The sequence below is a fragment of the Streptomyces sp. NPDC029151 genome (genome assembly GCF_055564315.1).
Genome location: NZ_JBVHWQ010000008.1, coordinates 153374 through 174881, shown reverse-complemented (window position 1 = coordinate 174881; position 21508 = coordinate 153374). Strand labels below are relative to the sequence as shown.

17 protein-coding genes are annotated in these 21508 nt (G+C 71.6%); 8 read left to right on the top strand and 9 right to left on the bottom strand.

Features of this window, described 5'->3' with window-relative positions; genetic code table 11:
- Positions 1 to 98 precede the first annotated feature (98 nt).
- The 3 genes from ACZ4VF_RS27940 to ACZ4VF_RS27930 all read right to left on the bottom strand — a co-directional run bounded on the left by ACZ4VF_RS27940 (position 99) and on the right by ACZ4VF_RS27930 (position 3704).
- Positions 99 to 962: a hypothetical protein gene (locus tag ACZ4VF_RS27940; RefSeq protein WP_467929368.1), complete on the bottom strand. Its 864-nt coding sequence runs from the start codon at positions 960 to 962 to the stop codon at positions 99 to 101.
- Positions 963 to 1146: 184 nt separating this feature from the next.
- The gene (locus tag ACZ4VF_RS27935; protein WP_467929367.1) at positions 1147 to 2226 is read right to left on the bottom strand and encodes a metallophosphoesterase; all 1080 of its coding nucleotides are present in this window, start codon (positions 2224 to 2226) and stop codon (positions 1147 to 1149) included.
- A gap of 365 nt (positions 2227 to 2591) precedes the next feature.
- The gene (locus tag ACZ4VF_RS27930; RefSeq protein WP_467929366.1) at positions 2592 to 3704 is read right to left on the bottom strand and encodes a LacI family DNA-binding transcriptional regulator; all 1113 of its coding nucleotides are present in this window, start codon (positions 3702 to 3704) and stop codon (positions 2592 to 2594) included.
- A 452-nt stretch (positions 3705 to 4156) separates the two neighbouring features.
- Between ACZ4VF_RS27930 and hisC the strand changes: the two genes are divergently transcribed.
- Positions 4157 to 5236, top strand: a complete 1080-nt coding sequence (gene hisC, locus ACZ4VF_RS27925) for a histidinol-phosphate transaminase (protein ID WP_467929364.1) — start codon at positions 4157 to 4159, stop codon at positions 5234 to 5236.
- A gap of 13 nt (positions 5237 to 5249) precedes the next feature.
- On the opposite strand, the gene ACZ4VF_RS27920 is transcribed toward hisC, so the two are convergent.
- Entirely contained in the window at positions 5250 to 5627 is a 378-nt protein-coding gene (locus ACZ4VF_RS27920; RefSeq protein WP_467929363.1) for a cyclophilin-like fold protein, read from the bottom strand.
- 209 nt (positions 5628 to 5836) lie between these two features.
- On the opposite strand from ACZ4VF_RS27920, the gene ACZ4VF_RS27915 reads away from it, so the two are divergent.
- The 3 genes from ACZ4VF_RS27915 to cydD all read left to right on the top strand — a co-directional run bounded on the left by ACZ4VF_RS27915 (position 5837) and on the right by cydD (position 12226).
- Positions 5837 to 7345 (top strand): cytochrome ubiquinol oxidase subunit I, encoded by a 1509-nt coding sequence (locus ACZ4VF_RS27915; protein ID WP_467929362.1) that lies wholly within the window; start codon positions 5837 to 5839, stop codon positions 7343 to 7345.
- 15 nt (positions 7346 to 7360) lie between these two features.
- A complete protein-coding gene (gene cydB, locus ACZ4VF_RS27910) occupies positions 7361 to 8380 on the top strand; it encodes a cytochrome d ubiquinol oxidase subunit II (RefSeq protein WP_467929360.1) in 1020 nt (339 codons plus the stop codon).
- A gap of 75 nt (positions 8381 to 8455) precedes the next feature.
- Positions 8456 to 12226, top strand: a complete 3771-nt coding sequence (gene cydD, locus ACZ4VF_RS27905; protein WP_467929359.1) for a thiol reductant ABC exporter subunit CydD — start codon at positions 8456 to 8458, stop codon at positions 12224 to 12226.
- A 102-nt stretch (positions 12227 to 12328) separates the two neighbouring features.
- Here cydD and ACZ4VF_RS27900 read toward each other — a convergent pair whose 3' ends face one another.
- The 5 genes from ACZ4VF_RS27900 to ACZ4VF_RS27880 form a co-directional block, all read right to left on the bottom strand.
- Positions 12329 to 13219 carry a Cof-type HAD-IIB family hydrolase gene (locus ACZ4VF_RS27900; RefSeq protein WP_467929358.1) on the bottom strand — a complete coding sequence of 297 codons (891 nt, stop codon included), beginning with the start codon at positions 13217 to 13219 and terminating at the stop codon, positions 12329 to 12331.
- A gap of 264 nt (positions 13220 to 13483) precedes the next feature.
- Entirely contained in the window at positions 13484 to 14386 is a 903-nt protein-coding gene (locus ACZ4VF_RS27895; protein ID WP_467929357.1) for an LLM class flavin-dependent oxidoreductase, read from the bottom strand.
- 93 nt (positions 14387 to 14479) lie between these two features.
- Positions 14480 to 15028 (bottom strand): RNA 2'-phosphotransferase, encoded by a 549-nt coding sequence (locus ACZ4VF_RS27890; RefSeq protein WP_467929355.1) that lies wholly within the window; start codon positions 15026 to 15028, stop codon positions 14480 to 14482.
- Between the two features lie 112 nt (positions 15029 to 15140).
- A complete protein-coding gene (locus ACZ4VF_RS27885; RefSeq protein WP_467929354.1) occupies positions 15141 to 16922 on the bottom strand; it encodes an SDR family oxidoreductase in 1782 nt (593 codons plus the stop codon).
- Positions 16919 to 17761: a M24 family metallopeptidase gene (locus ACZ4VF_RS27880; protein WP_467929353.1), complete on the bottom strand. Its 843-nt coding sequence runs from the start codon at positions 17759 to 17761 to the stop codon at positions 16919 to 16921. Before ACZ4VF_RS27880 ends, ACZ4VF_RS27885 begins: the two co-directional genes overlap by 4 nt.
- 205 nt (positions 17762 to 17966) lie before the next feature.
- Here ACZ4VF_RS27880 and ACZ4VF_RS27875 point away from each other — a divergent pair, with 205 nt between their 5' ends.
- Genes ACZ4VF_RS27875 through ACZ4VF_RS27860 form a run of 4 tightly spaced genes read left to right on the top strand, consistent with a single transcriptional unit; the run spans position 17967 to position 21471 of the window.
- The gene (locus ACZ4VF_RS27875) at positions 17967 to 18932 is read left to right on the top strand and encodes an ABC transporter ATP-binding protein (RefSeq protein ID WP_467929651.1); all 966 of its coding nucleotides are present in this window, start codon (positions 17967 to 17969) and stop codon (positions 18930 to 18932) included.
- The gene (locus ACZ4VF_RS27870; RefSeq protein ID WP_467929352.1) at positions 18922 to 19833 is read left to right on the top strand and encodes an ABC transporter permease; all 912 of its coding nucleotides are present in this window, start codon (positions 18922 to 18924) and stop codon (positions 19831 to 19833) included. The genes ACZ4VF_RS27875 and ACZ4VF_RS27870 overlap by 11 nt, the downstream gene beginning before the upstream one ends.
- A complete protein-coding gene (locus ACZ4VF_RS27865) occupies positions 19830 to 20741 on the top strand; it encodes an ABC transporter ATP-binding protein (RefSeq protein ID WP_467929350.1) in 912 nt (303 codons plus the stop codon). Before ACZ4VF_RS27870 ends, ACZ4VF_RS27865 begins: the two co-directional genes overlap by 4 nt.
- A 10-nt stretch (positions 20742 to 20751) precedes the next feature.
- Entirely contained in the window at positions 20752 to 21471 is a 720-nt protein-coding gene (locus ACZ4VF_RS27860) for an ABC transporter permease subunit (protein WP_467929349.1), read from the top strand.
- Positions 21472 to 21508 lie beyond the last annotated feature (37 nt).

The window sequence follows — 21508 nt, the reverse complement described above, 5'->3', positions numbered from 1 at the left end:
CGCTTCGGCCGACCCGGTGACGGCGGCTGGTGCGGACGGGCCGGCGGCTGACCGGGTGGGGGCACCACACCGGTTGGCCGCTCGCCCCCGGCGCCGGGTCACTCGGGCTGGTGCTCCGGACCGCCGAAGTCCGGGCTCGTGTAGTCGGGGCTGGTGTAACTCGGCCGGTCGGACGCGGTGCCGTCGTCGGGACTGCTGAAGCCGGGGCGGTCGTAGCCCAGGCGCGGCATGCGGCCGGCCGGTCCGGGCGGGGCCGGTCGGTGGGCGGTGGTCGTGCCGGGCTCGGCGAGTGCCTCCCTGAAGAAGGGCAGGATGCCGCGTTCCAGCAGCGCGTCCCGCCATGCCTCACGGGCCCTGGCCAGCTCCTCGTGGGCCGCGTCCCGCGTCCGGGCCTCCGCCGCGGTGCTGTTGCGCAGGGCGGTGAGGAGCAGGCCGACGGCGGCGATGAGGGTCGCCGCCGCGGTCATGGCACCGAACACCCAGCCCGTGGTCAGCAGGGTGCGGGCGAGGGTGTGCCCGGGGTCCAGCATTTTCAGGATGTAGCCGACGAGCAGGAAGATCGCCGCTGCGGTTCCGGAGAGGACGGGAGCCAGCACGGCGACGACCGCCGCGACACCCGCTCCGGTGCTCTCCGGGCTGTCCGCGAGGGCGTCGGTGGGGCCCTCGGCGGCCGAGGCAGGGCCCGCAGGAGCGGAGTCGCCGGAGGCGTGCGCTGCGGCCGGCGCCGGGTGGCGCAGTTCGTCGCGGAGTTCGACGTAGTGCTGGTACTCGGCCGCCGCGGCCGCCGTGATCAGGGCGGAGGCGTCGAGTGCCATGGTGCGCAGTTGTTCGAGGTTGAGCCGCTCGCCGACAGCGGCCAGTTCCGGTCGGTACGGTGCGGAGCGCAGCGCCTCATCGAGGAGCCGCTGGAATTCCTGGCGGTCCTCGCTCTGCAGGTGCTGCGGAACGCTGTTCATGTGCATCCCCCGATGCTCCGTAGGGCTTGGGGCTCGCATGGCGGCGAGCCGTCGGGCAGAAACGGAGGGGAGCCTGCTACGGATAAGGCGATGGTAGAGCCGTGACGGCGCGCGGTGACAGGGGATTGCCGGAAATTGCGTCCCTGCCTGCACGGACGCGGGCGTGAGGGGACGCCTGTGGGTTGAACGGTCAGTTGTCCAAGGGGAGTTGTCGGACCAGCAGCTTTCCGGCCATGGTCACTCCGCCGTCCATGGCGATGGCGAGTCCGTCGGCGTAGACGTGCGGTCCCTCGACGATCGGGCCGGTGCTCTCCTCGCCGTCCTCGGAGCCGACCTCGCCGAGGAGGTAGGGAATGGGGCTGTGTCCGTGAACGACCCGGGTGCCGCCGTACGTATCGAGGAGGGAGCGTACGGCCTCGGCGCCACCCTCGTCGCGGAAGGAGAAGCGCTTGGTGAACTTGCGGAACAGGTCCCAGACCTCGTCGGCGTCGTTGCGCGTCAGGGTCTCGCGGACGGTGTCGTTGACCGCCTCGATGGAGTCGCCGTAGTCGAGGTAGGCGGTGGTGTCGGAGTGGACGAGCAGATAGCCGTCGACCTCCTCGACGGCGTCGAGCCGGGCCATCCACTGCAGATGGTGGTCCTGGAGTCGGTCCATGTCGGTCTTCTGGCCGCCGTTGAGCAGCCAGGCCGCCTGGAAGGTGGCGGTGCCCGCACCGGAGTTGACGGGTGTGTCGCCGAACCGCTTGGCGCCCAGGAGCAGCAGCTCGTGGTTGCCCATGAGGGCCTTGCAGTAGCCGCCCGCCGCGGCGGCCTCGGCGGACAGCCGCATGACCAGGTCGATGACGCCGATGCCGTCCGGACCGCGGTCGGTGAAGTCGCCGAGGAACCACAGCCGGGTGGTGCCGGCGCACCACTGTCCGGAGGCGTCGATCAGCCCCTGCTGCTGCAGGGCGGCGACCAGCTCGTCGAGGTAGCCGTGCACGTCACCGACGACGTACAGGGGTCCGGGACCGGCCGCGGGCTGCGGGGCCGGGGCGGCGGGAGCGGGCTCGACGGGGACCTGGACGGTGTCGCCGCGGTTGATGACGGGCAGGTCGCGCTGGGTGGGGGTGTAACCCTCCGGGTACGCCTCGTCGGCGGGCGGCACGACGTCACCGGGGTGCGTGCTGCGGATGTACGGACCGGTCTCATGGACGTACGCGGGTACCCGGAAGTCGCGCAGAGTCGCCGTCCGCTCCGCCTCGGGTCCCTGACCGGCCCCCTGAGTCATCAGACCCCTCCACCATCGCGCCGCATCTGCACCGCTTCAGACTGCCTGGTCGCAGCGGTCCGCGGTGTCGTGGGCCCATCATAGGAATGAGCGTCGCGCCGTGTGATGACCCAGGGGTGGTGAATCGGAACAAGACTCCGGTTCACCGCGGCTTTCGCCCTGTTTGGGCACATGTTCGACCTGCTGGCGACCGGTCGGCGCCTCGGTCGGCCGGCTTCGCGTCCGATCGGGTCCACGGCCTGCCGGTGCCCGACCGGCCGGCGCCCGAGCGAGCGGGCCCGCCCCCGGGTCCTCCCCGTGTCGCAAGCGGCCGGTGCCGCACCGCACCGGCCGGGCCCTGAGCCGGCCGGTGCGGGAGACCCGTCCTACGTGTTGTCCGGGGTGCGCGGCGGGCTGACCGTCGTGCGCGGGGGCCGGCGCTGGGAGGAGGTGCGCACGATCAGCTCGGTCGGTATCACCTGCTCGACCGGATGGTCGGACTCGACGCCCTCGATGGCGTCGATCAGCAGCTGGACGACCGCGGTGCCGATACGGCGGGGTTTCAGGGACAGCGTGGTGACGGGCGGTTCGGTGCTGGCGTACATGATGGACTCGCTGCAGCAGACCAGCAGCAGGTCGTCGGGGACGCGCAGGCCGTAGCGCCGGGCGGCGGCGAGCAGGTCGGTGCCGTTGGGGTCGAACAGGCCGTAGACCGCGTCGGGCCGGTCGGGGCGGGCGAGCAGCCGGTCGGCGGCGACGGCGCCGGCGCACGGGTCGTGCGCCGGGTAGGCCTCGTAGACCGGATCCTGGCCGACCCGTTCGCACCAGCGCAGGTAGGCGGTGGTCGACAGGTGGGTGTAGGTGTCCGTCGAGGTGCCGGTCAGCAGGCCGATGCGGCGGGCTCCGGCGTCGGCCAGGTGGTCGAGGATGCCGAGCACGGCGGCCTCGTGGTCGTTGTCGACCCAGGCGGTGACCGGGAGCGAGCCGGCCGGGCGGCCGTCGGAGACGACCGGGAGTCCCTGCCGGACGAGCTCGCTGACGACCGGGTCCTGGTCGGAGGGGTCGATGACGACCGTGCCGTCCAGGGCGACGTTGGACCAGACGTCATGGCGGGAGGTCGCGGGCAGGATGACCAGGGCGTAGCCGCGGGCGAGCGCGGCCGAGGTCGCGGCCCGGGCCATCTCGGCGAAGTACGCGAACTCCGTGAAGGTGAAAGGTTCATCCCCGTACGTCGTCACGGTCAGGCCGATCAGGCCCGACTTGCCGGTACGGAGGGTGCGGGCGGCGGCCGAGGGGCGGTACCCGAGCCGGTCGGCGACCTCCCGGACATGGCGTCGGGTGGCATCCGGGAGCCGACCCTTGCCGTTCAGGGCGTCGGACACGGTCGTGATGGAGACCCCGGCGGCGGCGGCCACGTCTCTGATGCCCGCCCGACCCGGCCGGCTGCCTCGCCGTGAGGTTTCCGCGCGGCTCACCTGGTGCTTCCCTGCTGCTGTCATGGCGAGCCGATAGTAGGGCTCATGTGGTGGGGTAGTGCGGACGCATATGCACGCGTTGACAGGCACGTTTCTGCATGGCCATTGGTAGTCAACCACCTTGGAAAACAAGGTAGTTGAGCAATCCAATGGTAAGACGTGACTTGTCGACGCGGATGGGCCTGCCATGGGCCCGATGTCTCGAAGAGGTCTCAACTCACCTTCACGAGGGACGCGCGCCACGGCGCAAGCCACCGGCGCATAGATATATGTACGGCGCGCCCCCAAAACGTACGCCTTCGTGTGGTGATGCCCCTGATGCCGGTGGGCACCGTGAGATCCGTCGCTTTCCGAGAAGGTGTCCGCGCTTCCCGGCGTCCCGCACCTGTACGCAGCGGGGCCGAATCCTCTTAAGGTGAGGAGTATTGGAAGCCGGTGGTGTCGACGGGCCGCCGGTGGTCGCGAGGAGGACTGCGGTGAGCGAGACGAGCCCCAAGCTGCGCGCCGAGCTGGAGGGGATCCCCACCTACAAGCCGGGCAAGCCGGCCGCGGCCGGCGGACCGGTCGCCTACAAACTGTCCTCCAACGAGAACCCGTACCCGCCGCTGCCCGGTGTGCTGGAGAGCGTGACCACGGCGGCCTGCGACTTCAACCGCTACCCGGACATGGCCTGTACCGGGCTGATGAACGAGCTGTCCGAGCGCTTCGGGGTGCCGCTCTCCCACCTGGCCACCGGCACCGGATCGGTGGGTGTCGCCCAGCAGCTGATCCAGGCCACCAGCGGCCCCGGCGACGAGGTGATCTACGCCTGGCGGTCGTTCGAGGCGTACCCGATCATCACGCAGATCAGCGGCGCCACGTCGGTGCGCGTGCCGCTGACGCCGGGGGACGTGCACGACCTGGACGCGATGGCCGACGCGATCACCGACCGGACGCGGCTGATCTTCGTGTGCAACCCCAACAACCCGACCGGCACGGTGGTGCGGCGGGCCGAGCTGGAACGGTTCCTCGACCGGGTGCCCGCGGATGTGCTGGTGGTGCTGGACGAGGCCTACCGGGAGTTCATCCGCGACCCGGAGGTGCCCGACGGTGTCGAGCTGTACCGTCAGCGGCCCAACGTCTGTGTCCTGCGGACCTTCTCCAAGGCGTACGGGCTGGCCGGGCTGCGTGTCGGTTTCGCGATCGCCCATGAGCCGGTGGCGGCGGCGCTGCGCAAGACGGCGGTGCCGTTCGGGGTGAGCCAGCTCGCGCAGGAAGCGGCGGTCGCCTCGCTGCGTGCCGAGGACGAGCTGCTGGGCCGGGTCGGCTCGCTGGTGTGCGAGCGTACGCGCGTGGTCGACGCGCTGCGGGCCCAGGGCTGGACGGTGCCCGAGACGCAGGCCAACTTCGTGTGGCTGCGGCTGGGGGAGCGTACGGTCCCGTTCGCACAGGCCTGTGAGGAGCACGGTGTGGTGGTCCGGCCGTTCCCGGGCGAGGGTGTGCGGGTGACGGTCGGCGAGGCCGAGGCGAACGACATCTTCCTGAAGGTGGCGGAGGCCTTCCGCAAGGAGATCTAGCTCCGGGGCAGCTCTACTCCTCGATCAGTTCCACCCGGACGGGGTCGCCGGACCGTACGGTCGCCAGGAGGCGGGCGTCCCCGTCCACGCTGCCGAGGATGTTGCACGGGCTCGCGAGGCGGCATTCGTCGCCTCGCGAGATCGGTGTGGGGCCGTAGGGAAGGGCGAGCGCGTCGCCGTCTGTCCAGAAGGCCACCGTCCCCGGTTCCACCACCTGCCGGGCGTCCGTTTCACGTGAAACAGCAATGCCTGTGTCGAAATACACCTCCTCACCCCATGTGTGCGCCGTCGAGGCGAGGGGCAGCGCCTTGGCGAGCGCCTGGGTCGTCGGGGTGTTTGCGTCGAGGGTCGCGGTGATGTTGCCCGCGGGCCAGGAGATGCGTATCTGCATGGCGCGCAATTCAACAAGATGTTGAAGTCGCTGCCAAGGCCTTGACGTCGAGGCGAAGGGGGGACCCCCCTTCCGCGGCCGAAAATCAGTGCGTCATAATGGCTTGTGAATGTGAACGCGTTCACAAGCGCGTCCCGTTTGCTCCTGTATGTGTGCGACAAAGGGGGCAAACCGCCGCTGTACCACGGCGTAGTAAGGAGAGTGACGACGTGGACCTGGCTTTGGCGCCGGAGACACTGGCGCGCTGGCAGTTCGGCATCACCACCGTCTACCACTTCCTGTTCGTCCCTCTGACGATCTCCCTGGCCGCCCTCACGGCCGGGCTGCAGACGGCCTGGGTGCGCACGGAGAAGGAGAAGTACCTCAGGGCGACGAAGTTCTGGGGCAAGCTCTTCCTGATCAACATCGCGATGGGCGTGGTCACCGGCATCGTGCAGGAGTTCCAGTTCGGCATGAACTGGTCGGACTACTCGCGCTTCGTCGGTGACATCTTCGGCGCCCCGCTGGCCTTCGAGGCGCTGATCGCGTTCTTCTTCGAGTCCACCTTCATCGGCCTGTGGATCTTCGGCTGGGACAAGCTGCCCAAGAAGATCCACCTGGCCTGCATCTGGATGGTCTCGATCGGCACGATCCTGTCGGCGTACTTCATCCTCGCGGCCAACTCCTGGATGCAGCACCCGGTCGGCTACCGGATGGACAAGGCGAAGGGGCGGGCCGAGCTGACCGACTTCTGGGCCGTACTGACCCAGAACACCGCTCTCACCCAGGCCTTCCACACCCTCTCCGCCGCCTTCCTGACCGGTGGCGCGTTCATGGTGGGCATCGCCGCCTTCCACCTGGCCCGCAGGAAGCACATCCGCGAGATGAAGACCTCGCTGCGGCTCGGCCTGGTCACCGTGGTCATCGCCGGTCTGCTCACCTCGGTCAGCGGTGACGTACTCGGCAAGGTGATGTTCAAGCAGCAGCCGATGAAGATGGCCGCCGCCGAGGCGCTGTGGGACGGCCAGAAGCCGGCGCCGTTCTCGATCTTCGCCTACGGCGACGTGGAGAAGGGCCACAACACCGTGGCCATCGAGATACCGGGTGTGCTGTCCTTCCTCGCCGACGACAACTTCACCTCGTACGTGCCGGGCATCAACGACGTCAACAGGGCCGAGCAGCAGAAGTTCGGGCCCGGAGACTACCGGCCCAACATCCCGGTCGCCTTCTGGGGCTTCCGCTGGATGATCGGTTTCGGCATGGCCTCCTTCGCCATCGGGCTGGCCGGGCTCTGGCTGACCCGGAAGAGGTTCCTGCTGCCGCAGCACCTGAGGGTCGGCGACGACGAGGTGCCGCATCTGGTGCTGTTCAAGAACAAGGCGCTCAGCCCGAAGCTCACCCCCTGGTACTGGCGCATCGCGACCTGGACCCTGGCCTTCCCGCTGATCGCCAACTCCTGGGGCTGGATCTTCACCGAGATGGGCCGCCAGCCGTGGGTCGTCTACGGCGTGCTGCAGACCCGGGACGCGGTCTCCCCCGGTGTCTCCCAGGGCGAGGTGCTCACCTCGATGGCCGTCTTCACCGCGCTGTACGCGATCCTCGCCGTGGTCGAGGTCAAGCTGCTCGTGAAGTACGTCAAGGCCGGCCCGCCCGAGCTGACCGAGGCCGACCTCAACCCGCCCACGAAGATCGGCGGCGACACCCGTGACGCCGACAAGCCGATGGCCTTCTCCTACTAGGCCGAGGGAACAGCCATGGAACTTCACGACGTCTGGTTCGTCCTGATCGCCGTCCTGTGGACCGGCTACTTCTTCCTGGAGGGCTTCGACTTCGGGGTCGGCATCCTCACCAGGCTGCTGGCTCGCGACCGGCCCGAACGCCGGGTGTTGATCAACACCATAGGCCCGGTCTGGGACGGCAACGAGGTGTGGCTGCTCACTGCCGGCGGCGCGACCTTCGCCGCGTTCCCCGAGTGGTACGCCACCCTCTTCTCCGGCTTCTACCTGCCGCTGCTGGTCATCCTGGTCTGCCTGATCATCCGGGGTGTCGCCTTCGAGTACCGGGCCAAGCGGCCCGAGGAGGCCTGGCAGCGCAACTGGGAGACGGCGATCTTCTGGACCTCGCTGCTCCCGGCGTTCCTGTGGGGTGTGGCCTTCGGGAACATCGTTCGGGGTGTGAAGATCGACCAGCACTTCGAGTACGTGGGCGGTGTCGGGGACCTGCTCAATCCCTACGCACTGCTCGGCGGTCTGGTGACGCTCACGCTGTTCACCTTCCACGGGGCGGTGTTCACCGCGCTCAAGACCGTCGGGGAGATCCGGGTACGGGCACGGAAGCTGGCCCGGTGGGTCGGCCTGGTCACGGCTGTCGTGGCGCTCGCCTTCCTGCTGTGGACGCAGGCCGACAGCGGTGACGGCAAGAGCCTGGTCGCCCTGAGCGTGGCCGTCGTCGCTCTGGCGGCCGCTCTCGGGGCCAACCAGGCCGGGCGCGAAGGCTGGGCGTTCACACTGTCCGGGGTCACCATCGTGGCCGTCGTGGCGATGCTGTTCCTGTCGCTCTTCCCGAACGTCATGCCCTCCACCCTGAACGGGGACTGGAGTCTGACGGTCACCAACGCCTCGTCGAGTCCGTACACCTTGAAGATCATGACGTGGTTGGCGGCGATCGCCACACCGCTCGTCCTGCTCTACCAGGGCTGGACCTACTGGGTGTTCCGCCAGCGGATCGGCACGCAGCATCTCGCTCCCGACGCTGCTGCCGGCGCCGCGCACTGAGTCCGCGGAGGGTGTGTTTCACGTGAAACACACCCTCCCAGCCCAGGGCATCTCTGACCGAAGGGCGTGTTTCACGTGAAACCCATCGATCCACGGCTTCTGCGGTACGCCCGCGCCACCCGCCTCTTCCTCGGGGCGGTCGTCGGACTGGGTGCCGTCGGTGCGGGGCTGGTCATCGCTCAGGCGATGCTCGTCGCCGAGGCCGTTGTCGGAGCCTTCCAGCACGGGCAGTCCGCAGCTGAACTGCGCACGCCGCTGCTGCTGTTGGCAGCCGTATCGGTGGGACGATCGGGTGTCGCATGGCTCACCGAACTCGCAGCCCATCGCGCGAGTGCCGCGGTGAAGTCCGAGCTGCGCGGGCGGCTCCTCGACCGGGCGGGGGCGCTCGGTCCGGGGTGGCTGAGCGGGCAGCGGACCGGCTCGCTCGTCACCCTGGCCACGCGCGGGGTCGATGCGCTGGACGACTACTTCTCGCGCTATCTGCCGCAGCTGGGTCTTGCCGTGGTCGTGCCGGTGGCGGTGCTGGCGCGGATCGTCACCGAGGACTGGGTGTCGGCCGCCATCATCGTCGGCACCCTGCCGCTGATTCCGCTCTTCATGATGCTGATCGGATGGGCGACCCAGTCCCGGATGGACCGTCAGTGGCGGTTGCTGTCGCGGTTGTCCGGGCACTTCCTGGACGTGGTGGCGGGGCTGCCCACGCTGAAGGTGTTCGGCCGGGCCAAGGCTCAGACCGCGTCCATCCGGAGGATCACCGGCGAGTACCGGCAGGCCACTCTGCGGACGCTGCGGATCGCTTTTCTCTCCTCCTTCGCGCTGGAGTTGCTGGCCACACTGTCCGTGGCGCTGGTCGCCGTGACGGTCGGGATGCGGCTCGTGCACGGGGAGATGGATCTGTACACCGGGTTGGTGATCCTCGTGCTGGCGCCGGAGGCGTATCTGCCGTTGCGGCAGGTGGGGGCGCAGTACCACGCGGCGGCGGAAGGACTGGCGGCGGCGGAGGAGATCTTCACCGTGCTGGAGACGCCGGCACCCGTGTCGGGGAGCGGCGCGGTGCCGGCGGGGGCTGTGGCGTTCGAGGGGGTCGGGGTCCGGTACCCGGGGCGTTCCGCGGATGCGGTGTCGGGTGTGTCGTTCACCGTGGAGCCCGGGGAGACCGTGGCGCTGGTGGGGCCGAGCGGGGTGGGCAAGTCGACGCTGCTGGGCGTGCTGCTGGGGTTCGTCCGGCCCACCGAGGGGCGGGTACGGATCGGGGGCGCCGATCTCGCCGGGCTCGACCTGGAGGAGTGGCGGTCGCGGATCGCGTGGGTGCCGCAGAGACCGCATCTGTACGCCGGGACCATCGCGGAGAACGTACGGCTGGCTCGGCCGGAGGCCGACGACGGTGCCGTGCGGGGGGCTCTGCGGGACGCCGGGGCGTGGGAGTTCGTGGAGGCGCTGCCGGAGGGTGTCGACACCGTGCTGGGGGAGGACGGGGCGGGCCTGTCGGCGGGGCAGCGGCAGCGGCTCGCGCTGGCTCGGGCGTTTCTCGCGGACCGGCCTGTGCTGGTGCTGGACGAGCCGACGGCCGCGTTGGACGGGGCGACGGAGGGGGACGTCGTGGCTGCGGTGCGGAGGCTTGCGGTGGGGCGGACCGTGGTGCTCGTCGTGCACCGTCCGGCGTTGTTGGGGGTGGCCGACAAGGTGGTTCGGCTGGGGGGTGCCGCGGCGGGTGGGGCCGAGCGGAGTGGGACTGTCGTCGACAGGGCCGAGCTGGTGGGGCGCCCGGCGCGCAGTGGGTCCCCCAGGCGGCTCCGCCCCCTGGACCCCCGGCCTCGCCCACCGGCCACCCGACTCGGCCGGCTGGAAAGCGAGCCCACGGGGCTGCGGCTCGGTGGGCTGGAGGGTGGGCCGGAGGGGAAACGGCTCGGGGGACCGGGGGGCGAGCCGGCGGCTTCACGGCTCGGTCGGCTGGAGGGTCTCCCGGCGGGGCCCCGGCTCGACGGGACGGAAGGCGACCCTGCCGGGTCTCCGTTCGGTCGGCCGGGCCGGGCGACGTCGGCGGCTCGGCTCGGGGGGCTGGGAGAGGGCTCGGGGCGGGGGGAGCCCGGGGTCGGGCACGGTGCGTTGGGGCGGATTCGGGGGGACGGCGGGCGATGGTGGGGGCGCCTCGGCGGGGCCCTGGGGCTCGGGAGTCTGGCGCTCGGCTGTGCCGTCGGGCTGATGGCGACCTCCGGGTGGCTCATCTCGCGGGCCTCGCAGCAGCCGCCGGTGCTGTACCTGATGGTCGCCGTGACCGCGACGCGGGCCTTCGGGATCGGGCGCGCCGTGTTCCGGTACGCCGAGCGGCTGGTGTCGCATGACGCCGTGCTGCGGATGCTGGCCGACACGCGGGTGGCGGTGTACCGGAGGTTGGAGCGCCTGGCGCCCGCGGGGCTGCGCGACGCCCGGCGTGGTGATCTGCTGACCCGGCTGGTCGCGGACGTGGACGCGTTCCAGGACTACTGGCTGCGCTGGCTGCTGCCCGCCGGTGTCGCCCTCACCGTCTCGGCCGCCTCCGTCGGCTTCACGGCCTGGCTGCTGCCCGAGGCCGGCGCCGTCCTCGCGGTGGGCCTGCTCGCGGCCGGCGTCGGTGTCCCCGCGCTGACCGCGGCCGTGGCCCGGCGGACCGAGCGGCGCCTGGCGCCCGCCCGCGGGGTGCTCGCGACGCGGGTGACCGACCTGCTCACCGGCACCGCCGAGCTGACCGTCGCCGGTGCGCTGCCGGCCCGTACGGACGCGGCCCGGCGGGCCGACGGCACCCTCACCCGGATCGCCGCACGGGCCGCCGCCGTCACCGGGCTCGGCGACGGTCTGACCGCGCTGATCTCCGGGCTGACCGTCACGGCCACCGCGGCGTGCGGCGCCCAGGCGGTGACGGCCGGCCGGCTGGGCGGCGTGGCGATGGCCGTGGTCGTGCTGACCCCGCTGGCCGCCTTCGAGGCCGTACTGGGGCTGCCGCTCGCCGTGCGCCACCGGCAGCGGGTGCGGCGTAGCGCGGAGCGCGTGTACGAGGTCCTGGACGCCCCGGAGCCCGTTCGCGAGCCGGTCTCGCCCCGTGAGGCACCCGCCTCGCCGTTCCCGCTGGTCGTCAAGGACCTGGTGGCGCGGTACCCGGGGCAGCGGCGGGACGCGCTCGCCGGTGTCGGTCTGACGCTGGAGCGGGGCCGCCGGGTCGCGGTGGTGGGGGCGTCCGGTTCCGGCAAGACGACCCTCGCGCAGGTGCTGTTGCGGTTCCTCGACGCGGAGGCGGGCTCGTACACGCTCGCCGGTGTGGACGCGGGCGCGCTGGCCGGTGACGACGTACGGCGGCTGGTCGGGCTGTGCGCTCAGGACGCGCATCTCTTCGACAGCTCGGTGCGCGAGAACCTGCTGCTGGCACGGAAGGACGCCACCGAGGCGGAGCTGCGCCGAGCGCTGGCCGAGACCCGGCTGCTGGACTGGGTGGACTCGCTGCCCGACGGCCTGGACACGCTCGTCGGCGAGCACGGCGCGCGGCTGTCCGGCGGGCAGCGGCAGCGGCTGGCCCTGGCCCGCGCGCTGCTGGCCGGCTTCCCCGTGCTGGTGCTGGACGAGCCCGCCGAGCACCTGGACCTGGCGACGGCCGACGCGCTGACGGCCGACCTGCTGGCCGCCACGCAGGGACGTACGACGCTGCTGATCACGCACCGCATGGCGGGGCTGGACGCGGTGGACGAGGTGGTCGTCCTGGACGCGGGCCGGGTGGTCCAGCGGGGGCCGTACGAGCGGCTGATCGCCGAGGACGGGCCGTTGCGGGAGATGGCCCGCCGGGAGGCCGAGGCGGAGTCGCCGGCGGCGGTCGGCTGAAGCCTCCCGCCGTGCGCTGCCCACGGCGTCCACAGCACCCACGCACCCACGACGCCCCCGGTGCGCGACCGTGGGCGGCGCCCGTCGGGCCGGATGGCGGTGTTACTCCGCGCGCTGCGCGAGCAGGTGCTCGATCACCACCGCGACGCCGTCGTCGTTGTTGGCGACCGTGCGGCCCGACGCGGCGGCGATGACGTCCGGGTGGGCGTTGCCCATCGCGTAGGACCGGCCGGCCCAGGTCAGCATCTCGACGTCGTTGGGCATGTCCCCGAAGGCCACGACCTCCTCGTTCGAGATGCCGCGCTCGGCGCAGCACAGGGCGAGGGTGCTGGCCTTCGAGACGCCCGGGCCGCTGAGTTCCAGCAGGGCGCTGGGGCTGGAGCGGGTGACGTTGGCGTGCTCGCCGACGGCCAGCCGGGCGAGGGTGAGGAAGGCGTCGGGGTCGAGGGAGGGGTGGTAGGCGAGGATCTTGAGTACGGGCTGGTCGGCGTCCGGGCCGTCGGGTGCGAGCAGCTCTTCGGCGGGCAGGAGGTGGTCGGGTATCTCCTTGTGCAGCTTGGGGTAGTCCGGCTCCTGGTGGAAGCCGTACGTCTGCTCGACCGCGAACACCGTGCCGGGGGCCGCCTCGCGCAGCAGCCGGACGGCGTTCAGCGCGTTCTCCCGGACCAGCTCGCGGACCTTCACGAACCGGTGGGCGCCCGGACCGCCGTGCAGATCGACCACGGCGGCGCCGTTGCCGCAGATCGCCAGGCCGTGGCCGTGGACGTGGTCGCTGACCACGTCCATCCAGCGGGCCGGCCGGCCGGTGACGAAGAACACCTCGATCCCGGCCTCCTCGGCGGCGGCCAGGGCGGCGACGGTCCGCGGGGAGACCGACTTGTCGTCGCGCAGCAGAGTGCCGTCGAGGTCGGTGGCGATCAGCCGCGCGGGTGTGGCGGCGGCAGGGGTCCCGGGCTGTCTGGTCGCTGAGGTCACCCGGTCATTCTCGCGCATATGCCTGCACGGCCGTGCGGGACTCTGCACGGATGAGACGCAGATGACGCCCCCGCCCACGCCCCCGCCCGCGCCCACAAACCGCCCACGCCCACGCCGATGCGCCGCCCCCAGCCCGATGCGCCGCCCCGCGTGACCGCCCCGGCGCGCTGCCCCGCCCCGCCTGGTCACCCCCGGCACCCGGCCGGCCCACCGCGCCGGTCGGGGCCCACCACGCCGGCCGGGTCCCCCGGGCCGGCCGGAAACGGTTACCGCTCCGAGCGCTCAGTCCAGCTGGGCCAGGGCCTCCATGGCGATCCGTTCGAAGACCTTCTCGTCCGCGGCGAAGTCGGAGTCCGGGATGGGCCAGTGGATCACGATCTCGGTGAAGCCCAGCTCCTGGTGCCGGCCGGCGAAGTCCACGAAGGCGTCCAGGGAGGCGAGCGGCCGGCCGCGGTCCGGGGTGAAGCCGGTGAGCAGGACCTTGTCCAGCTCGGCCATGTCCCTCCCGGTGGCCTCGCAGGCCTCGGACAGCTTGCCGAGCTGCCCGCGCAGGGCCGCGACGGACTGCTCGGGCGTGCCGGTCTCGTACAGCCTGGGGTCGCCGGTGGTCACCCAGGCCTGGCCGTACCGCGCGGCGAGCTTCAGGCCGCGCGGGCCGGTGGCGGCCACGGCGAACGGCAGCCGGGGACGCTGCACACAGCCCGGTATGTTCCGGGCCTCGTCGGCCGAGTAGAAGCGGCCCTCGTGGGACACCGCGTCCTCGGTGAGCAGCCGGTCGAGCAGGGGCACGAACTCGGCGAACCGGTCGGCGCGCTCGCGCGGGGTCCACGGGTCCTGGCCGAGGGCGGTCGCGTCGAAGCCGGTGCCGCCCGCGCCGATGCCGAGCGTGATGCGGCCGCCGGAGATGTCGTCCAGGGAGATCAGTTCCTTGGCGAGGGTCACCGGGTGGCGGAAGTTCGGGGAGGTGACCAGTGTGCCGAGGCGGAGCCGGTCGGTGGCAGCCGCGGCCGCCGTCAGCGTGGGGACCGCGCCGAACCAGGGGCCGTCACGGAAGCTGCGCCAGGACAGGTGGTCGTAGGTGTACGCCGTGTGGAAGCCGAGCTGCTCGGCGCGTACCCAGGCGGCACGGCCGCCCTCGTGCCAGCGGCGGTACGGCAGGATCACGGTGCTCAGACGCAGACTCATGGACCCGAGCGTAAGCGGCCCCGCCGACAACGGACGAAACGGTCACCGTCCGCGCTGCCGCGGGCACCGAGTGCCGCCGCCGCCCGGGGACGCTCAGTGCGGCCCGGGGAAGCGCAGGTAGCGCGGGGGCACGGCCGCGGTCAGCCAGACGCCGTTGGCGCTGACGCGGAAGACATGGCCGTCACGGTGCATCGCGCCGGAGTCCACGGGCAGCACCACCGGCCGGCCCCGGCGGGCGCCGACCCGGGTGGCGGTCTCCCGGTCGGCGGAGAGGTGGACGTCGTGGCGGTTCATGGGCCGCAGGCCCTCCGCGCGGATGGCGTCCAGGTGCCGGGCGACCGTGCCGTGGTAGAGGTACGGCGGCGGGGTCGCCGGGGGCAGGCCGAGGTCGACCTCGATGGTGTGCCCCTGGCTGGCGCGGATCCTGCCGTTCTCGACGGCGAAGCGCTGCTTGTCGTTCGCGGCGACCACGTGGTCCAGTTCCTCGCGCGTGAGCCGGAACCCATGGGCGGCGGCCGCGGCGATCAGGGCGTCGATCTCCACCCAGCCGCCCGGGTCCGGGGCGAGCCCGATCCTCTCGGGCTGGTGGCGCAGGTGCTTGGAGAGGTACTTCGACACCTTCACGGTGCGGCGTTCGTCCATGGGTCCAGCGTGCGGGAGAGACACGGATCACGCAGTTTCTTTTCATCGCGAGGTTTGATCCACAACCAAGTCCTGTTATCCACAGCGGAATTGGCGGGGCTGTGGACAACGCTCACAGCCGGGGCTCGACCCGTGCGATCCTCCTGAGCAGTCCCGGCGCGTAACGGGACAGCAGATGCGCGCCCTTCGCCTCCGGGGTCACCGGCACCACCGCCCTGTTGCGGGCCACCGCGTCCAGGACCGCGTCGGCCACCTTCTCCGGCGGGAAGTTGCGCAGGCCGTACAGGCGGGCGGAGCGCTGCCGGCGACGGCGTTCCTCCGCCTCGTCGACGCCGGTGAAGCGGGCCGTGGAGGTGATGCTGGTGTTCACGAAACCCGGGCAGACGGCGGTGACGCCGATGCCCTGGCCGGCCAGTTCGGCGCGCAGGCACTCGGACAGCATCAGCACGGCCGCCTTGGAGGTGCTGTACGCGGGCAGCGCGCGCGAGGGCTGGTACGCGGCGGCGGAGGCGATGTTGACGATGTGTCCGCCCTGGCCGCGCTCGGCCATGCGCGCCCCGAAGAGCCGGCAGCCGTGGATCACCCCCCACAGGTTGACGTCCAGCACCGTGCGCCAGTCGTCGGCCGTCGTGGCGAAGAAGGAACCCGACAGACCGATCCCCGCGTTGTTGACCAGCACGTCCAGCACGCCGTACTCGCGGTGGACCTTCTCCGCGAGCTTCTCCATGGCCTGCTCGTCGGAGACGTCGGCCTGCTCGGCCCAGGCCTCGGCCGCGCCGGTCAGCCGGGACAGCTCGGCGGTGCGGGCGGCGGCCCCGGCGTCGCGGTCGACGGCGACGACCCGCGCGCCGGCCTCCGCGAAGGCGAACGCCGTCGCCCGGCCGATGCCGCTGCCCGCGCCGGTGACCAGCACCAGCTGCCCGCCGAACCGCTCGGCGTGGCGCCCGGTGGCGGCGGGTCCGGGGCGGCCGCCCGCCACGGAGGTCACGAACTCCTCGATCCAGGCGGCGACCTGGTCGGGCCGGGTGCGCGGCACCCAGTGCTTCGCCGGGAGGGTGCGCCGGGTCAGCTGCGGCACCCAGCGGTCCAGGTCGTCGTAGAGCCGCTCGGAGAGGAACGCGTCGCCCTGGGGGGTGATGAGCTGCACGGGCGCGTGCGCGTAGGCGTCCGGGCGCGGCCTGCGCAGCCGGGCGCGGACGTTGTCCCGGTACAGCCAGGCGCCGTGGGCCGCGTCGGAGGGGAGCGAGGCGGTCGGGTAGTCACCGGCCGGGATCCGTTCGGCCCGCTCCAGGATCGTGGGCCAGCGCCTGCCGAGGGGCCCGCGCCAGGCCAGCTCGGGCAGGACCGGGGTGTGCAGCAGGTACACGTACCAGGACTTGGCGCCCTGCCCGAGGAGCTGGCCCACCCGGCGGGGCGTCGGACGCTTCACGCGCGCGTTGATCCAGTGCCCGAAGTGGTCGAGGGACGGGCCGGAGATCGAGGTGAAGGAGGCGATACGGCCCTCCGTGCGGGCCACGGTGACGAACTCCCAGGACTGCACCGAGCCCCAGTCGTGCCCGACGAGGTGCACCGGCCGGTCCGGGCTGACCGCGTCCACCACGGCCAGGAAGTCGTCCGTGAGCTTGGCCAGGGTGAAACCGCCGCGCAGCGGCCGGGGTGCCGTGGAGCGGCCGTGGCCCCGGACGTCGTAGAGGACGACGTGGAAGCGGCCGGCGAGCCGGACGGCCACCTCCGACCAGACCTCCTTGCTGTCCGGGTAGCCGTGCACCAGCACCACCGTCGGCTGCTGCGGGTCGCCCAGCTCGGCCACGCACAGCTCGACCCCGCCGGTCCGCACCCGGCGCTCGCGCGCGCCCTCCGGCAGGGACGGTGTCCGCTTGGAAGGTGTCGTCACTTCTCCTCCGCCCAGCGCCGCACGTGCGGCAGATCGTCGTCGAGCCAGAACGCGCTCTCCTCGGGGTCCCGGGAGTCGGTGACCACCAGGATCTCCTCGAACTTCGCGCCCGTCCCCCGGAAGCCGAGGTGCGGTTCGACCGCCCACAGGCCCGGCTGCGGCGGATGGTCCGAGAAGCGGTACGGCGACCACAGCGGCGACCAGCCCTCGCGGTGGCCGTGCAGCGCGTCGGCGGCCAGTCCCTTCAGCGACTGGGTGCCGAACCCGAACAGGTGGGGTGACCAGCGGCGCTGCCGCACCCGGTCCACCTTGTGGGCGATCACTCCGAAGGGGTAGGCGCGGTGCCGGTTGGCGTAGCCCTGGCGGACCATGAGCCGGTCCACGTCCTGGTAGATCTCCCGCAGCGGGCGCCGCTCGCGCACCTCGCGCAGGATCAGCGCGCGGTGCGCCTCCAGGTCGGCCATCAGCCGGTCCTGCACCGGGTTCACGCCCAGCGAGCCGGAGTAGCCGATGTCCGCCGTGCACCCCTCGTACACCGGCGCCATGTCCAGGATGAACGGCATCCCGGGCTCCAGGGCGCGGTCGGTCGGGAAGAACTGCAGCGGGACGCGGAAGCCGGTGAACGCGGTGCGGTCCCCGAACCAGGCGAACGGGAGGTGGAACCAGTCCCGCACGCCGCGCTCACGCAGCCACTCCCGCTGCATCCGCGCCGCCTCACGCTCCGTCACTCCGGGCTCCAGGCGGGCCGCGACCGCCTCCGCGCACTCGTAGGCGAGGCGCTGTACGGTCCGGAAACCTCGCAGCTCCGCCGAGCGCTCCCTGGTCGACGTCGTCGCCATGCCACCTCGCCCCATCGTCGCCGTACGTGCTCGTAACTTGGCATCGCCGAATCTCGCATTTGTTAGACCCGGCGTCAATAGGCGTGTCCGTACCTCTCAAGGAGGGCGCCCCTCAGGGAACCCCTACACCTGGAGTCTGATCCGAAGACGACCCCCGGGTCTGACGACGGACGTGGTCCGGATCACTACCTTCGAAGACGTGACTGTGATCGCGACCGAAAGCCTGAGCAAGCGGTTCCCCCGGGTGACCGCGCTCGACCGGCTGTCCGTGGACATCGGGCCCGGTGTGACCGGACTCGTCGGGGCCAACGGCGCCGGCAAGTCCACCCTGATCAAGATCCTGCTGGGGCTGTCCCCCGCCACGGAGGGCCGCGCCGAGGTGCTCGGCCTCGACGTCGCCACCAAGGGCGCCGCCATCCGCGAGCGCGTCGGGTACATGCCGGAGCACGACTGCCTGCCGCCGGACGTCTCGGCCACCGAGTTCGTCGTCCACATGGCGCGCATGTCCGGCCTGCCGCCCGCCGCCGCCCGCGAGCGCACCGCCGACACCCTGCGCCATGTCGGGCTGTACGAGGAGCGGTACCGCCCCATCGGGGGCTACTCGACCGGCATGAAACAGCGGGTCAAGCTCGCCCAGGCGCTGGTGCACGACCCCCGGCTGGTCTTCCTGGACGAGCCGACCAACGGCCTCGACCCGGTCGGCCGCGACGAGATGCTCGGCCTGATCCGCCGCATCCACACCGACTTCGGCATCTCGGTCCTGGTCACCTCGCACCTGCTGGGCGAGCTGGAACGCACCTGCGACCACGTCGTCGTCGTCGACGGCGGCAAGCTCCTGCGCTCCAGCTCCACCACCGACTTCACCCAGACCACGACGACCCTCGCCATCGAGGTCACCGACAGCGACACCCACCCGGACGGCACCCGCGCGGTCCGCGACGCGCTCCACGCGCGCGGGGTGGACACGCACGCGGAGGCCGGCGGCCTGCCCGGCGCCGGACACATCCTGCTGCTGACCGCGACGGGCGAGGAGACCTACGACCTCGTCCGGGACGTGGTCGCCGACCTCGGCCTCGGCCTGGTGCGCATGGAACAGCGCCGGCACCACATCTCCGAGGTGTTCACCGGCAACGACGACCAGCGGAAGGAGGCCGTCGGCCATGGCGGTTGACCAGCCCACGCCGGCGCGGGCCGGCGCCGACCAGTCCCGCATCCACGACATCGGCTACCGCGGCTACGACGGCCCCCGCCTCGGCCGCGCCTACGCCCGCCGCTCGCTGTACTCGCAGTCCCTGCGCGGCGCCTACGGCCTCGGCCGCTCGGCGAAGTCCAAGGTGCTGCCGATGCTGCTGTTCGCGGTGATGTGTGTACCCGCCGCCATCATGGTCGCCGTCGCCGTCGCCACCAAGGCCCACGAACTGCCGGTGTCCTACACCCGGTACGCGATCATCATGCAGGCCGTGATCAGCCTGTACGTCGCCTCGCAGGCACCCCAGGCGGTCTCCCGCGACCTGCGCTTCAAGACCGTACCGCTGTACTTCTCACGGCCCATCGAGACCGCCGACTACGTCCGCGCCAAGTTCGCGGCGCTCGCCTCGGCCCTGTTCGTCCTCACCGCCGCCCCGCTGCTCGTGATGTACGCGGGCGCGCTGCTGTCCAAGATGGGCTTCGCCCACCAGACCAAGGAATTCGTCCAGGGACTGGTCTCCGTGGCCCTGCTCTCGCTGCTCTTCGCCGGTATCGGTCTGGTCATCGCCGCGTTCACCCCGCGCCGCGGCTTCGGCATCGCCGCCGTGATCGCCGTCCTCACCATCTCCTACGGCGCGGTCTCCACCCTGCAGGCCATCGCCTACACCCAGGACAGCACCGGCGCCATCCCGTGGATCGGCCTGTTCTCGCCGATCACGCTGATCGACGGCGTGCAGTCCGCGTTCCTCGGCGGCAGTTCGGCCTTCCCCGGCGGAGTGGGCCCGTCCGACGGCACGGGCATCGTCTACGTCCTGCTCGTCCTGGGCCTGATCGCGGCCTGCTACGGCCTCCTGAACCGCCGCTACAAGAAGGTGGGACTGTGACCACGCTGAGCATCGACCACGTCTCCCGCTGGTTCGGCAACGTGGTCGCCGTCAACGACATCACCATGACCATCGGCCCCGGCGTCACCGGCCTGCTCGGCCCCAACGGCGCCGGGAAGTCCACCCTGATCAACATGATGGCCGGCTTCCTCGCCCCCTCCACCGGCACGGTCACCCTCGACGGACAGCCGGTGTGGCGCAACGAGGCCATCTACCGGCACATCGGCATCGTCCCCGAACGCGAGGCGATGTACGACTTCCTCACCGGCCGCGAGTTCGTCGTCGCCAACGCCGAACTGCACGGCCTCGGCGACAAGGCCGCGCAGCGCGCCCTCGCCACGGTGGAGATGGAGTACGCCCAGGACCGGAAGATCTCCACCTACTCCAAGGGCATGCGGCAGCGCGTGAAGATGGCGAGCGCCCTCGTGCACGACCCGTCGCTGCTGCTGCTGGACGAGCCGTTCAACGGCATGGACCCGCGCCAGCGCATGCAGCTGATGGACCTGCTGCGCAGGATGGGCGACGAGGGCCGCACCGTGCTGTTCTCCTCGCACATCCTGGAGGAGGTCGAACAGCTCGCCCGGCACATCGAGGTCGTCGTCGCCGGACGGCACGCGGCCAGCGGTGACTTCCGCCGGATCCGCCGCCTGATGACCGACCGCCCGCACCGCTATCTGGTCCGCTCCAGCGACGACCGCGCCCTCGCGGCCGCGCTGATCGCAGACCCCTCCACGGCCGGCATCGAGGTCGACCTGGCCGAGGGCGCGCTGCGCATCCAGGCCGTCGACTTCGGCCGCTTCACCGCCCTGCTGCCGAAGGTCGCCAGGGACCACGGCATCCGGCTGCTCACGGTCTCGCCGTCCGACGAGTCCCTGGAGTCCGTCTTCTCGTACCTGGTCGCGGCGTAGGAGGCCGAAGATGTACGACCCCACCGTCGCCCGGCTCACCTACCGGGCCCTGCTCGGCCGTCGCCGGGCCCTCATCCTCGGCGCGCTGCCGCTGCTGCTCATCGTGATCTCCGTGGCCGTCCGCGCCCTGACCGGAGCCGACGACCAGACAGCCTCGGACGTCCTCGGCGGCTTCGCGCTCGCCACCATGGTGCCGATCATCGGTGTCATCGCGGGCACCGGCGCGATCGGCCCGGAGATCGACGACGGCTCCGTCGTCTACCTGCTGTCCAAACCGCTCAAACGGCCCGCGATCATCTTCACCAAGCTGATCGTCGCCATCGCCGTCACCATGGTCTTCTCGGCGGTGCCGACCCTGATCGCGGGCCTGATCCTGAACGGCAACGGCCAGCAGATCGCCGTCGCCTACACGGTCGCCGCGCTGGTCTCCTCCATCGCCTACTCGGCGCTCTTCCTGCTGCTCGGCACGGTCTCCCGGCACGCGGTGGTCTTCGGGCTCGTCTACGCCCTGGTCTGGGAGGCGCTGTTCGGCTCCCTGGTGCCGGGCGCGCGCACGCTCAGCGTCCAGCAGTGGTCGCTGGCCGTCGCCCACAAGATGGCCGGCGGGGACCTGGTGACCTCCGACGTGAGCCTGCCGACGGCCACCGTGCTGCTGGTCGCGGTCACCGTGCTGGCCACCTGGTACGCCGGGCAGAAGCTGCGGTCGCTGACGCTCGCGGGCGAGGAGTGACGGGTCCCGGACCTGACGGGGACTTCACCTCGCTCCG